Raw genomic sequence first — 14,702 nt, 5'->3', positions numbered from 1 at the left:
TCCTGTTGTCACGTTAATGGTTTAACACTCATGATAATTTTACATCTTTTCTGGAAAAAACCCAAGAGATTATTCCTGAAAGAAGTGAGCATGCGGCATAGGTAGTGACAAGTGATAAATGCTGCTGATACTGTTTATATGATTATTCTAAACGCATTGGCATAACAATAGCGCAATATCCCTCATCATCGTTGCCAGAGATGATACAGGCACTAGATTGGTCTACCATATTTATTGTTATTTTCTCACTACTCATAACTGAAAGAGCATCTAAGAAGTACCTGGGATTGAAAGCTATTGTCATATCATCTCCGTAATAAGCGATCGGCATTTGCTCTCTTGCGTCGCCGATTTCCGGGTTATTGGATATAATTTCTATAGAACCTTCAGTGATATTGCAGCGAATTCCTCTGTAGCGGTCAGTAGAAATAATAATCATCCGCTTGAGCATCTCCATAAATTTTTCTCGTTCTATTTCCAGAGTTATTTTGAATTCTCTTGGTATTACCGTAGAATAATCCGGAAAATCTCCATCGATAAGTCTGACAACAAGAGAGGTTTCTGCTAACTGAAACACGGCATTATTGTCATCAAATGCTACTTTTACCTCTGCCGCTTCCTCTAAAAGTCGACTGACTTCATACATCCCCTTCCTCGGCACGATTGCACCTTTCTGAAAAGGAAATTGTTCTATATTTTCCAGAGGTCTTTCCATCATGGAAAGGCGGTGGCCGTCGGTTGCTACCAGTCTCAAACCTGTTGCTTTTTCTTCTGCAAATATCTTTTCAAAATAAATGCCGGCAAGATTGTAGCGGGTTTCTTCAGTAGAGACCGCAAAGATGGTTCTATCTATCATGTCTTTGAGCAGTGGAGAATCCATTGAAATCCATGGCAATTCGTCGTGTCTTGCCACTTGGGGAAATTGATCGGGCGGCAGGCCAACCAGATTGAACTCTGAATTAGCACTCGAGATGTGAAGCCATTGGTTTTCTTTTTCAGTCACCTTTATTTCTGCAGCAGGGAGTTCTTTTACAATTTCGTAAAATTTGCGAGCCTGGACAGTAATGGCTCCCTGGGCAAATATTTGCGCAGGGTATTTGCCTGTGAAGCTTACTTCGAGATCGGTTGCTGTTAGTTGAATGGCGTCTTCTTTTGCTTCAATGAGCACGTTGGAGAGGATTGGCATTGAACTCCTTTTTTCAGCAACACTCTGAGCCTTTTGTAAGCCTTTGAGAAAGTCTTCTTTTTGAATGGTAAATTCCATTGTTTCCCCTTTAAATAGAATAAATATAATCTAGTAATTACTACTTAATTATATCACCCTGTAGAGATGTTAAAAGAGGAGTTAACCTTCTTTTTTTATTAAATTTTTTCTCTTTAAAAGTTTATAGATATCCCTTTCAAGCTTTACAACTTCTTGAGCAAATTCCGGGTTTCTTTTTATCTCTGCTCGAACTTTACGGCAGGCATGAATAATGGTGGAATGATTCCTACTGCCAAAATAACTGCCGATTTTAGCGTAGCTTAGAGATGTCATATTTTTGCAAAAATACATGCACATATGACGAGCGTTGCTCACGGCCACCTGCCTGCTGGTACCGCACAGATCTTGGGGTTGCAGATGATATACTTTACATATGAGCCCTTGAATTAGCAGAATAGCTTCTTCCTCTCCTCTTGTCTGGTCCAACAGCTGCCTGTTGATACTGATGCCCCCGTTTTGTATAAAAAGTTTAAGTTTTTCAACACATCCAAGGATGTCAGCAAAACATTTTGGCCTGTATAACTGAACAAATGCTCTAATTGACTTGCTCTGAGAGGCGTTAAGGCCATTGCAAAGTTTAGCAAGAATTCGCATTGAGTCTTCAAAGGTAAGTTCGTTTATTCGGGCAACTAAACCCCAGTTGAGTCGAGACCGTAGAGCAGGCTCCAGAGAGGGAAGCAGTCCAGGCAAACCATCTGAGGTAAATACCATTGGTTTGGGTAAATCATAGAAATAGTCGAACAGATGGCACAAGTGCTGCTGCAATTTGTCTCGCTTCGGCAACAAGTGCATATTATCAATCAGCAGAATAGAAACAGTTTTGCTGCAGTAATTGCTGTTTTCGTGGAGGAATCTAAGCAAGGCAACATCTTGTGCACCAAAGTGACGGCAGTCTAAAAGGAGGGGGATTTGTTGGTTCCTACTCGAATACCTGTTGGCAATGGCCTGAAGAAAGTGAGTCTTGCCGCTCCCTTGGGCTCCTTCAATAAGCAGGGGATTAAAACTCATGACAGGCTTTTCTGAGAAACTCTTGGCAGCATTGAAGGCGAATCGATTAAAGGAGCCAACTAGGAGAGTGTCAAAGCTCTTGGAACTATCTAGATCTGGAACTCTAGAGAGAGTTTTGGTCAAAGAGATGGAGTGGTCTTTTGACCTGTTGCGACATGCGGGTGTCTCGATCTTGATGTGGAGGTTGTGGTCGATTTGCCGGCAGTAGGATAGGATAAGATCCAGGTAATGCTCACGGAACCATTCACAGTGATATCTACTCGGTGGACGCAGCACGAGTATGCCTCTGTCCAAGAATTCAGCCTGCACTGGTTTGATCCAGCGGGAAAAATCCACGGAGTCGATTGTCTTCTGTAGAAAGTCACAAATATGAGACCAGGGAGAAGGCATGGTTAGATCTCTTTGTTATTCCTAGGTCGTGCTGAAAAAGACAATACTCACCACGGGCAAAATCCATAGTTGAAAGTTTGCTAAACTTGTTGATATCCCTGTAATAATCTGGCTGCTACTATAGATAAAAAGCCAAAAAATAGCAATGAATTTTTTTCCTTCATCATAGTCCACGAATGAAATAGGAATTTATTTTTGTCTTGACAAAAGCCGTCATCCTGACATAAATCTGTGGTAAACTATGTGAAAAGGATTATTTTCTTGAAGTAGCAGAACTGCCTAGTCCTAGCTACCGAATACTCTGCGTTGAGGTATCTCTCTTTTGGGAGAAACACCGATCATGCCCATAGACTGGTAGTTGCCAACCTTGATTTCAGGGACATGAAGGTAGTCATTGTTGCTGTTTCACCTAATACGCACCCTGCACGATATGAAAATATGGTGATCCCTAGTCGAAGTTGATATGGCTCTTTTGTCATGACTGGGGAGTATAGTGTCTTTTGGATTGAGGCAGAAAAAAGAGGGTTTTTCAAAAGCTCAGCTGTGAGCACGGCTCTACTATAGCAAAAAAAAGGAGGTGATTTTGGCAGAGTTTTAAACCTCGGGCAGGAAAAGAAAAAAAGGAGGATACCTTAGAGATTCCCACAAGGATAAGGAGGGAGATTCCTATGGCTTATGACGCAGTAAAAATGGCAGACTGGCAAATTTCGGAGGCAGCTGAGAAAAACATGCCCACTCCTGATGAGTGGCGAGAGAAGCTTGGTTTGGAAAAAGACGAGATCCTCCCCATGGGAAGATTGTGCAAACTGGATTTTCTGAAGATCATTGAGAGATTGAAGGACAAGCCAGACGGCAAGTACATCGAGGTAACTGCTATTACGCCAACACCACTTGGCGAGGGCAAAAGCACCACCTCTTGCGGCCTCATGGAGGGATTGGGCAAGCGAGGCGTCAATGTGGGTGGCTGTCTGCGACAGCCCTCGGGCGGTCCCACTATGAATATAAAGGGGACTGCGGCCGGCGGCGGCAATTCTCTGCTCATTCCCATGACCGAATTTTCCATGGGTCTTACCGGCGATATCAATGACATCATGAATGCCCACAACTTGGCCATGACTGCCCTCACAGCGAGGATGCAGCATGAACGCAACTACAATGACGAACAACTGCAGCGTCTTACTCGCATGCGCAGACTGGAGGTTGATCCCACCCGTGTTGAGATGGGCTGGATTATGGATTTCTGTGCTCAGTCCCTGCGAAACATCATCATTGGCATCGGCGGCCGGTATGACGGTTTCATGATGCAGTCCAAATTCGGCATCGCGGTGAGTTCGGAACTTATGGCTATCTTGTCAATTGTCCGTGACCTGGCAGACCTGCGCGAGCGGTTGAACAACATCACGGTAGCCTTCGATAAAAAGGGCGATGTGGTAACCACCCGCGATTTGGAAGTGGGCAATGCCATGACCGCCTGGATGCGAAATACTATTAATCCTACCTTGATGTGCACCGCGGAATACCAGCCATGCATGGTTCATGCTGGGCCCTTTGCCAATATTGCCGTGGGGCAATCTTCCATTATTGGCGACCGCGTAGGTCTCAAGATTTTCGATTACCATGTGACAGAATCCGGCTTTGGCGCAGATATCGGCTTCGAAAAATTCTGGAACGTCAAATGCCGTTACAGTGGCTTGAAACCTCATGTGTCCGTGCTCACCACCACCATTCGTGCTCTGAAAATGCACGGCGGCGGTCCCAAGGTGGTGGCTGGTCTGCCCCTGCCCGAAGAGTACCAGCATGAGGACCTGGAATTGCTGGAAAAGGGTGTTGCCAACATGGTGCATCACATCAACACCATCAGGATGTCGGGGATCAATCCGGTGGTGTGTATCAATTGCTTTCACACAGATACCAAGGATGAAATTGCTCTGGTGAGAAAGTATGCCGAGGAAGCAGGAGCGCGCTGCGCCGTTTCTACTCACTGGGCTGATGGCGGCGATGGTGCCCTCGAGTTTGCTGATGCGGTGATGGATGCCTGTGACGAAGAATCCGAATTCAAATTCCTCTACCCTATCGAAATGAAACTGCGGGATCGTGTCGAAACTATTGCCAAGAACGTTTACGGCGCTGATGGGGTGACCTGGACACCTGAGGCCGAGGCCAAGGCCAAGATGCTCGAGTCCGATCCCAAGTATGACGACTACACCACCATGATGGTGAAGACGCACCTCTCACTGACGCATGATCCGGCAGTGAAGGGTGTGCCCAAAGGGTGGACTCTCCCCGTTCGTGATGTGCTGATCTTCTCGGGGGCCAAGTTCCTCTGCCCCTGCTGCGGTACCATCAGCCTGATGCCGGGAACCTGCTCCGACCCAGCCTTCCGCAGGGTGGATGTGGATGTGAAAACTGGCAAGGTGACGGGGCTTTTCTAGCTAAGAGCACTTCACTGTCTGTCCCAGGTGATTGGATTCTAAGGGACAGAAACGGCTGGACCCGGAGAGCATAAAGAAGTTCAGGTGAATTTGATGCGAGCTAGGCAGGGCGCGGGGCCCTGCCTAGCCTTTTTCTAAAGGAGGAGAACTATGGCAGCAAAACTAATCAAAGGAGCGGAGGTGGCCAAAGAGATCCGTGCTGAGCTGAAGCAGGAAGTGGCTGAAATGAAGGAAAAGCACGGTGTGGAGCCCGGATTGGTAACTATACTCGTGGGCGAGAATCCCGCTTCGCAGAGCTATGTCCGTGCCAAGCAAAAAGCGGCGCATGAACTCGGCTTCTATTCGGTGCAGGACAATCAGCCTGAAGATATCAGCGAAGCTGACCTTCTCGGTCTCATTGACAAGTATAACAAAGACCCCAAGATTCACGGTATACTGGTGCAGCTTCCCCTGCCGAAGGCTATAGACGATCAGAAAGTCCTGCTGGCAATTGATCCAGACAAGGATGTGGACGGATTTCATCCAACCAACGTGGGAAAACTGCTCATTGGCAATCCCTATTATCGACCCTGTACACCCTTTGGCATACAAGAGTTGCTCATCCGCTCAGGGACCCAGGTTGAAGGTGCCGAGGTGGTGGTGGTGGGGCGTTCCAACATCGTTGGCAAGCCCATCGCTGCCATGCTTATGCAGAAAGGTCCAGGTGCTAATGCTACCGTTACTGTGGTCCATACTCGTACAAAAGATGTGGCCTTCCACACAAAGCGAGCCGACATTCTCATTGTGGCAGCTGGGGTGACCGAGTACGTCAAAGGAGATATGATCAAGCCGGGGGCAGTGGTAATCGATGTGGGCGTCAATGAGGTGGGAAGAACTCCTGAAGGCAAACGCATCCTCAAAGGAGACGTTGCCTTTGATGAAGCGGTGGAGGTTGCCTCGGCAATCACACCTGTTCCTGGTGGCGTTGGTCCTATGACCATTACCATGCTTATGAAGAACACTGTGCAGGCGGCTCGAGTGCACCACAACCTCTAGTAGTGGGTGAAAAGCAGTCTCTTCCACTGACCATGGGCGACAGCCATGAAGCTTTCATGGCTCGCCCTGTGGCCAACGGGAGGGTAAGTGTTCGCTCAGGCTTTGCCCTTGACAGCCAGCAGTGAATTATTTATAGGTATGTAACGCTGCCATTATAATGAGAAAAACATCGCAAATAGGTCTTTTTTTCTATCTTCAAGAAGTATTTCATACTTCAAAGTCGGGACAATGCATTCCCCCACACTTTATAACTCCAGCTAGTGATGATGTAGTAAAGGCAGGTATTTCCTAGTACTGCCCAGAGAGGAGTATGGCCTATGAGCACTGGAAAGGTCTGGCCAGGAACTAGCCCCGTGGATCGTGTGTTAGTGCTGGGTGGCGGTGTTGCCGGTATTCAGGCTTCCCTGGATCTGGCAGAAGCAGGATACGGCGTCTACCTGGTGGAGAAATCGCCTCAACTTGGTGGTCTAATGCCGCAATTGTACCGGATCTATCCGTTGTGTAGTTGCTGTAAACAGAAAGATCAGATAGCGGCAGCCAGCCAGCACCCTAACATTGAGATAATCACCAATGCTGAACTCGAGAGTTTCTCGGGTGAACAGGGAAACTTCGAGGCAACAGTGAAGAGCGATAGGGAGAGCATAAACCTGAAGGTGGGCGGCGTCATTCTTGCTGTCGGTATCGAACCCTTCGATCCAACTGTTTATGACACTTATTCCTATAGTGTTTTACCGAATGTGGTAACTAGTATGGAATTCGAAGGGATGCAAAAACCTGGCGGTCCCACTCAGGGTATAGTGAAGAGACCATCTGATGGCAAGGTGCCTGCCAAAATAGCCTGGCTACAGTGTGTAGGCTCGCGTGAGATCAATGCCTGCGATGCTCCTTACTGCTCCTCGGTGTGCTGTATGTATGCCCTCAAGGAAGCGGTGAATGTCAAAGAGAATCTGCCCGACACAGAGACCAGCATTTTTTTTATGGATCTTCGGGCTCACGGCAAGGGATTCGAAGAATACCTCAACAGGGCAAAAGAATTGGCTGTCCGGCTGATACGTTCCAGAGTGCATACAGTCGACAGCCTTGCGGGAACTGATGACCTGGTGATCAGTTACGTTGACGAGAAGGGCGGGGCACAAAGCGAGATCTATGATATGGTTGTTCTGTCAGTGGGCCTCCAGCCCTCGGCAGACAGTGAGTCGCTGGCAAAAAAACTCGGTATATCCTTGACAAATGAACGCTTTGTGCAGACCGAGGTGTTCCGACCTGTGAGCACCTCGGTGCCTGGAATCTTCGTATGTGGTGCCCTGACAGCACCTCAAGAGATAAATTTGTCATTGGTGCAGGCAAGTGCGGCTGCTGCGGCTGTGACTTCTTCCCTGAAGCCCCCGACCTACCAGGTAAAAGTAGACTATCCGGCCATGCGAACCACCGAGGGAGAAGCACCCCGAGTAGGAGTGGTGTTCTATAGCTGTCCTGCCTCCAGTCAACGGCTCGGCTCATTACTAGATGAGGCGGCTGCCGCGGCAGCAAACATAGAGGCAGTGGTAGGCGTAGAAAGTCTTGCTGCAGGCAATGGCGACGTGTTAGCGGCCCTCAGTCAATTGATCCAAGAGAAGAATTTCAACAGGCTGGTGTTCGCCAGCTGTACTCCTGCCGTCCATAAACCGCTGGTTGAGGAGGCTCTTGCCAGAGCTGGGCTCGACAGGTGCCTCTACGACCTGGTGGATCTGCGCACCCTGGGTGGCGGTGATTCTCAAAGAGGCATGCTCATTGATCTTGTGAAGATGAGTGTAGTGCGGGCCGCCCTGCTAGAGCCGCAGCCTTTAAAAGAAATAGCGGTATCGAAAAGTGCGCTCGTGGTGGGCGGCGGTATAGCGGGCATGGAAAGTGCCATTGCTTTGGCGAGCCACGGTTTTCCGGTGACCCTGGTGGAGCAAAGCGGCCAATTGGGCGGCCATGCCAGAAAAGTACGGTCCACCTGGCAAGGTCAGGCGCTGCAGGATTATCTGGAAGAGCTGATCCGCCGTGTGGAGGCCACCGACAGCATCACGGTGATGAAGAACGCAGAGGTAGTGGCCACCAAGGGAGTTGCTGGCCACTTTGTGAGTACGGTTCAGCAGGACGGCACCAGGAAAGAGGTCGAGCATGGTGCAACCATTCTCGCAGTGGGCGGCGCGAGCATTGAAACTGCAGAATATCTTTGCGGTAGTCACCCGCGGGTGTTTCGCTGGGTCGATCTCAATGAGAAGTTGCAGAAAGATCCAGCCGAGATCCACCAGGCCGGCTGTGCCGTATTTATTCAATGCGTTGGCTCGAGGGAGCCTCAACGGCCGTACTGCAGTAAGATTTGCTGTTCCTATGCAGTGCGCACTGCTGTTGATCTCAAAGAAAAAAATCCAGACATGAAGATATATGTGCTGTACAGGGAGATGCGCACCTATGGTTTTATCGAGGAACTTTACAAGGAGGCGCGGCAGAAGGGTGTAGTCTTTATCCGTTACACGCTCGAGCAGAAACCTGAAGTTCAACAAACCTCTGCGGGAGGGCTAGAGGTCACAGTTGTCGATCATGTTTTGCAGAGATCGGTCAAGATTTTCCCTGATTTCATCTCATTGCAAACAGCCATTGAAAGCAGGGTCTCCGAGAAAATGACAACCCTGTTCAAGGTCTCTCAAGGAACAGACGGCTTTCTTGTTGAATCACCGGCCAAGATGAGACCAGTGGACTCTGAAACCGAAGGGGTGTTCTTTGCTGGTCTGGCCGTGGGCCCGAAGTTTTCCACAGAAAGCATTGCTGAGGCCTGGGCCGCTGCTGGGCGCGCCATGGGCCTTCTTGCCAAGGACCGCATCCGAATAGCTGGCATATTTGCCCAGGTAGATCCCGAAAAGTGTGCGGTTTGCTGTACTTGCGTACGCACCTGCCCATTTCAAGTGCCCTTTATTGACAGTGATGAAGGTGCCGCCTCCATTGATCCCGTTCTCTGCCAAGGATGCGGCATGTGTGTCTCTGAGTGTCCGGGCAAGGCCATCAATATGGCTGCCTATACAGACGAACAAATCATAGGCAAGATCAGCGCCACCTTCAGCAGTTAGGCTTGTTTTCTCGAAGACAGGGCCTTTGAGTTCTGGCTCCAGGCACAAAGGTCGCCGACAGGTTGACCATTACACAGGGAGCGAAGGAGAGTTCATATGACTACTTTTGAGCCTCAGATTGTAGCCTTTACTTGCAGCAACTGCGCTTCTGCGGCAGCCCAGGTGGCAGACGACATGGGCCTGCAACTTCCTGCCAACATCAGGGCTGTTCAGATACCGTGTACGGGTCGACTGGACACCCTGCACATGCTCAAAGCAATTGAGCATGGGGCTGATGGCGTCTACGTGGCAGGCTGCCAGGAAGACAGTTGTCAATATCGCCAAGGCATTGAGAAGGCGCGCAAAAAGGTGAATCTCGTCAAAGAAATGTTGGAACAACTGGGGGTCGAACCTGAAAGAGTAGAGATTTTTCAATTGTCAGCCGGAAAAGGTCAAGCATTTGTCGAAGTGGCTCGACAAATGACAGAAAAGATCAAGGAGCTTGGCCCCAGCCCTCTGCGATAGCACGTGGTTGAGTAATTCCACCGCAACAGGACGCACTGGGAAGGGAAACCACTGCAAAGGAGGTAAGAGTTCATGATCGTTGCGGAGAGAAAGCCCATGGAGGAGCTCCTCCAAATGACGGATCCTTTTGGCAAGATTCTCCTGGTGGGCTGCAAAGGTTGCGTCACGGTGTGCAATGCTGGCGGTCAGAAAGAGGTAGGAATTCTGGCCTCCGGTCTGCGAATCGCCAGAAAAAAGGAGAAACGGGAGATACAGATTGATGAGATGACACTGGAGCGTCAGTGTGATCCAGAGTACATTGCCCAACTGGAGGAACCTATCAAATCCAACAACTATGATGCCATCCTGTCCATGGCGTGCAGTGTGGGCCCGCAGTTTATCGCCAGGGCCTATGGCGATCAAATCGTCATGCCTGCGCTCAACACCTGTTTTATGGGTGGCGCTCTCGAACACGGCGTCTGGGCAGAATTCTGTCAAGGCTGCGGAACTTGCATCATTCATAATTTTGGCGGTATTTGCCCGATTGCGCGTTGTGCCAAGAGCCTGATGAACGGACCGTGCGGGGGCTCGGCCGGCGGCAAGTGCGAGATCAACCCTGAGACGGACTGCGCCTGGCATCTTATTTACGAGCGGCTGGTCCAACTGGGGCAGCTCGACAAGATGAGGTCGGTTTTCATGTACAAGGACTGGACCACCAGTCGCGACGGTGGGCCTCGCAAGATTGTCAGGGAGGATTTGAAACAATGAAAGCTGGAAGCAATTTGGAAAAGGTGTTTGCTGCTGGTGAGTTTGCTGTCACCGGGGAACTCGGCCCTCCTCGCGGCGCAGATGCGGAGATTATTCGTAAGAAAGCTGAGTACCTCAAAGGCATAGTGGATTCTGTCAACGTCACCGACAACCAGACAGCGGTGGTACGGATGTGCAGTACTGCTGTCTGTCGCCTCCTTTTGGACATAGGGCTGGAGCCGAACTTACAAATGGTCTGCCGGGACCGCAACCGCATTGCCATTCAGAGCGATCTACTGGGCGCCTCTGCTCTGGGCATCAAGAATGTTCTCTGTCTGTCGGGTGATCACCAGAAGTTCGGCGATCATCCCCAGGCCAAGAACGTCTTTGATATCGATTCTATGCAACTTATCGCCACGGTAAAGAAGATGCGTGACGAGGGAAAACTCATCAACGATCACGAACTGGAGGGAGTGCCTAAATTTTTTATTGGCGCGGCAGCCAATCCTTTTGGCGATCCCTTTGAGTTTCGCGTCACTCGGCTTGCCAAAAAGATTGATGCTGGTGTGGATTTCATTCAGACCCAGTGCATCTACAACATGGACAAATTCCGCACCTGGGTTAAGCAGGCCAATGATCAGGGGCTCACAGAGAAGTGCTACCTCATGGCAGGAATCACGCCACTCAAGTCAGTGGGTATGGCCCGCTACATGCAGAAGTTTGTTCCAGGCCTCGATGTGCCGGAGGAATATATCACCCGCCTCAAAGGCGTGGAAAAGAAAAAACAGGCTGCCGAAGGCATTCAGATTGCCATTGAACAGATCCAGGAAATGAAAGAGATGCAAGGTATTGCAGGCGTGCATGTCATGGCGATCGAATGGGAGGAAAGAGTGGAGGAGATTGTCTCGGGGGCGGGTCTGCTACCCAGGCCTTCTGTGTAGAGAACCATTTTTTTCAGCATGGCAGCACCAACGGCTTTTGCATGTTTTCCCCTGCCGCTGCCCTGCAGTTGATTGTGCCGGCCTAGAGCCATGCGGGCCCGGATCTGAATAAACAGATCCGGGCCCGTTTCATCTCAAGCTGAGAGATGGAGAGAGCTGCTGGTGAACAGCACTGGACACTGCTACCCCACTGCCATGGGTTCGATGGTCATTGCTAATCAGGGGAGGGGTGTAAAGGACTCGGGCCCAATTTTCTTATCTTGTCCGTCATTTCTGCAGCAATCTGGGCAAAACGCGGTCCATCTGAGGCTTCCAGATTGTACATCTCAACTCGTTCAGGTTCCATGCCGATCTCGGTCAGCAGCCTTTTTACATATTGTACTCTTTTTCTAGCCTTGATATTGCCGTTGAGGAAGTGACACCCCCCCTCGAGACAACCGGCTACATATACCCCATCAGCTCCATTTTCAACGGCACGCAGTAGGTGGATCACGTCTACCCTGCCTGTACAGGGCACCATGATGATCTTGACGTTGCTGGGGTAGTTGAGCCTCATTGAACCTGCCAGGTCCGCAGCGGTATACGCTCAGTACATGCAGCAGAAGGCTACTATGTTAGGTTCGAAAGCCACTCTGTTTTCTCCTCCCATCCACAATCTGTCCTGCTGTTGGAAAAACCAGCAGGCCGTCGCACTTGGCCAAAACCTGCACGTCAGTAACGTGCTGGAGTTGTATGGCCTTGCCGGGACACTCAGCTGCGCAGGCACCACAACCATGGCAAGCGGCAGCTTCTATGACCGCAACTCCCCTGCTGCCGATACGGGGCACCTCGTATGGACAGGTGCGAACGCAGGTGCAACAGGCTGCGCACTTGCCCGGATCCACTATGGCAATCCTGCCGCTGACAAGCATTGTTTCCTGGCTGAAGATCTGGGCCACTCTTGCTGCCGCCCCCCGAGCCTGCGCTAGACACTCCTCCAGGAATTTGGGGCCGTGTGCCAGCCCGCAGAGGAAAATACCGTTATTGGCAAAATCAAGAGGTCTCAATTTCACATGTGCTTCCATAAAGAACCCATCAGGGTCCCTGTTGAGCTTGAATACCTCCGCCAGTTCCGCATTTGTGCGGCTGGGCACTATTGCAGCGCTCAGCACCAGCAGATCCGCCTGCAAAACGATATGACGCCCGAGGTTTTGATCCAGAACACTCACCGAGAGCCCCTGGTGATTGCTGCAGACCTTCGGTTTTTCCTCCGCTGCATAGCGGATGAAGCGGATTCCTGATTCCCGCGCCCTCTTGTAGAGGAGTTCTCGGAGACCAAAGGTGCGAATATCTCGATAAAGGATGCAAATCTGGGCTGCTGGGTGCAACTCGTGCAGACGCAAGGCGTTGCCGATGGCTGCAGTGCAACAAACGCGACTGCAGTAAGGCCGTTCTTCGTCTCTAGAGCCCACGCACTGGATCATAACCAGCCGCTTTACCCTGGACAGAACAGGATCCTCCTGAGCGAGCATCTGGTGAAACTGACTCTGGGTAAGTACCCGCTCCTCGCTCCCATAGAGGTACTCTTGTGGTTGATATTCACTGGCTCCTGAGGAGATGATGGCAGCACCGTAGGAGACCTCCGTGCGGTTGCCGTTCACCGCAATGGTGCTCTTGAAACTTCCCAGGTGCCCAGAGACGTTTTCCACTCTGGCGCTGGTGAAAATCTGAATGCGCTGGTGCTGTTCTACGCTGTGAATGAGGTCGTCCAGGAAGGGCTGCACGGATTTTCCGTCTGGGGTAAAATGCATTGAACTTCGAGCCCTGCCGCCCAGGGCAGCTTCTTTTTCTACCAGCACGGCCTCATAGCCTTGCTCAGCCAGGTTGAGAGCTGCCACCATGCCGGCTGCGCCGCCGCCCACCACTAGAGCTCGCTGAATAATGGGCACAGTCCCTTCCTGGAGCGGGTCGAGGAAAAGGGCACGAGCCACGGCCATCCGTACCAGATCCTTGGCCTTTTCTGTGGCAATCTCGGGTGTATTGCCGTGTACCCAGGAGCACTGGTCTCTGATATTGGCCATCTCAAAGAGATACTTGTTCAGGCCTGCTTCCCGTATGGTTTGCTGGAAAAGAGGCTCATGGGTTCTTACTGAGCAGGAGGCCACCACCACCCTGTTCAGGTGGTGGGTGCCAATGATGTCCTTTATCTTCTCGGTTGAATCCGTAGCACAGCTGAATAGTAGGTGGTCGGTGTAGACCACGTTGGGCAGAGTGCTGGCATATCGAGCAACTGCCTCCACATCCACCACCCCGGCAATGTTGACGCCACAGTGACAGACAAAGACGCCGATACGCGGGATCTCCCTTGCCACCTGCCGCTCCAGGGGGAGCGTGGCTTCTTCCACTAGCTCCTTTCGAGCTGGGGCGAGAAGTTTCATTGCTTCTGCCGCGGCACTGCTTGCCTGTGCCACACTTTCAGGTATATCCTTGGGTTCCTGGACGACCCCGGCACAGAATATTCCCGGCTTCAGGGTGGCTACCTGGTTGAAGGGCTCGTTTTCGAGAAAACCGAAACGATCCGTAGGAAGAGCTAGGGCCTGTGCCAGCTGGCGCGAAGCAGCACTCGGCTGCAGGCCCACTGAGAGCACAACCAAATCGAATATTTCCTCCTGGGCAGTGCCGTGTTCATCGAAGTAGGTAATTTCCAGATCTTTGCTACGCGGATCCTCCACTACGCGAGAAATCATGCTCCGCAGGTAACGGACACCATGGGGGGCACAAAGAGAATCTTGTCTGGCGCGGTTGTAATAACGCTCGAATCCCTTGCCCATGGCACGCACATCGATGAAAAAAATAGTGGGCTCGATGGTAGGTTCGTGTTCCTGGGCGATTATGGCCTGTTTGCTGGCATACATACAGCAGACCGACGAGCAGTATTCTCTGCCGAGGCTTGCATCTCTGGAGCCGACGCACTGAATCCAGGCGATACGGCTGGGAGTCTTGCCATCGGAAAGACGTTGAATGTGGCCTGCGAATGGTCCGGAGGCGGAGAGCATGCGTTCGAACTCCAGGCTGGTAATCACATTGGCGTATCTGCCATGGCCGTATTCTGCCTTGGCTGCAGCCTCAAAAGGTTCGAAGCCGCTGGCAACGATCACCGCACCCACTGCAATGGATTTTTTCTCCGGTTTCTGATGGTGATCCACGGCATTGGCAGCGCAGACGCGGACGCACTCCATGCACTCGGAGCAGACGCCGCAGTTGAGGCAGCGCTGGCTCTCCTGGTGAGCCTGCTCCTGGTCGAAGCCGACAGCCACCTCAGAAAAACTGA

General features: G+C 51.0%; 10 protein-coding genes. 6 read left to right on the top strand and 4 right to left on the bottom strand.

Annotated features, from left to right (window positions below):
• Window positions 1-142: 142 nt before the first annotated feature.
• Both JRI89_08920 and JRI89_08915 read right to left on the bottom strand, forming a co-directional pair.
• A complete protein-coding gene (locus JRI89_08920) occupies window positions 143-1,264 on the bottom strand; it encodes a DNA polymerase III subunit beta (GenBank protein ID MBW2071365.1) in 1,122 nt (373 codons plus the stop codon).
• Window positions 1,265-1,345: 81 nt separating this feature from the next.
• Window positions 1,346-2,662: a hypothetical protein gene (locus JRI89_08915; GenBank protein ID MBW2071364.1), complete on the bottom strand. Its 1,317-nt coding sequence runs from the start codon at window positions 2,660-2,662 to the stop codon at window positions 1,346-1,348.
• A 668-nt stretch (window positions 2,663-3,330) separates the two neighbouring features.
• Between JRI89_08915 and JRI89_08910 the strand changes: the two genes are divergently transcribed.
• The 6 genes from JRI89_08910 (at window position 3,331) to JRI89_08885 (ending at window position 11,392) form a co-directional block, all read left to right on the top strand.
• Complete coding sequence (locus tag JRI89_08910; protein ID MBW2071363.1) at window positions 3,331-5,094, top strand: formate--tetrahydrofolate ligase; 1,764 nt, start codon at window positions 3,331-3,333, stop codon at window positions 5,092-5,094.
• Between the two features lie 150 nt (window positions 5,095-5,244).
• Window positions 5,245-6,129, top strand: coding sequence for a bifunctional 5,10-methylene-tetrahydrofolate dehydrogenase/5,10-methylene-tetrahydrofolate cyclohydrolase (locus JRI89_08905; GenBank protein MBW2071362.1), 885 nt, complete (start codon window positions 5,245-5,247; stop codon window positions 6,127-6,129).
• A 317-nt stretch (window positions 6,130-6,446) separates the two neighbouring features.
• Window positions 6,447-9,221 (top strand): CoB--CoM heterodisulfide reductase iron-sulfur subunit A family protein, encoded by a 2,775-nt coding sequence (locus tag JRI89_08900; protein ID MBW2071361.1) that lies wholly within the window; start codon window positions 6,447-6,449, stop codon window positions 9,219-9,221.
• 96 nt (window positions 9,222-9,317) lie between these two features.
• Entirely contained in the window at window positions 9,318-9,725 is a 408-nt protein-coding gene (locus tag JRI89_08895) for a hydrogenase iron-sulfur subunit (protein MBW2071360.1), read from the top strand.
• Window positions 9,726-9,797: 72 nt separating this feature from the next.
• Window positions 9,798-10,472, top strand: coding sequence for a methylenetetrahydrofolate reductase C-terminal domain-containing protein (locus tag JRI89_08890; GenBank protein ID MBW2071359.1), 675 nt, complete (start codon window positions 9,798-9,800; stop codon window positions 10,470-10,472).
• Window positions 10,469-11,392 (top strand): methylenetetrahydrofolate reductase, encoded by a 924-nt coding sequence (locus tag JRI89_08885; protein ID MBW2071358.1) that lies wholly within the window; start codon window positions 10,469-10,471, stop codon window positions 11,390-11,392. The genes JRI89_08890 and JRI89_08885 overlap by 4 nt, the downstream gene beginning before the upstream one ends.
• 214 nt (window positions 11,393-11,606) lie before the next feature.
• Here the strand turns inward: JRI89_08885 and JRI89_08880 are convergent, their stop codons facing one another.
• Both JRI89_08880 and JRI89_08875 read right to left on the bottom strand, forming a co-directional pair.
• A complete protein-coding gene (locus tag JRI89_08880; protein MBW2071357.1) occupies window positions 11,607-12,041 on the bottom strand; it encodes a hydrogenase iron-sulfur subunit in 435 nt (144 codons plus the stop codon).
• On the bottom strand, window positions 12,007-14,702 hold a 2,696-nt coding region (locus JRI89_08875; GenBank protein ID MBW2071356.1), incomplete at its 5' end, for an FAD-dependent oxidoreductase. The genes JRI89_08880 and JRI89_08875, both read right to left, overlap by 35 nt.

The organism is Deltaproteobacteria bacterium (assembly GCA_019309045.1).
Taxonomy (GTDB): Bacteria; Desulfobacterota; Syntrophobacteria; order BM002; family BM002; genus JAFDGZ01.
The sequence above is the reverse complement of the archived record's forward strand: the minus strand, read 5'-3'. Positions and strand labels throughout refer to the sequence as shown.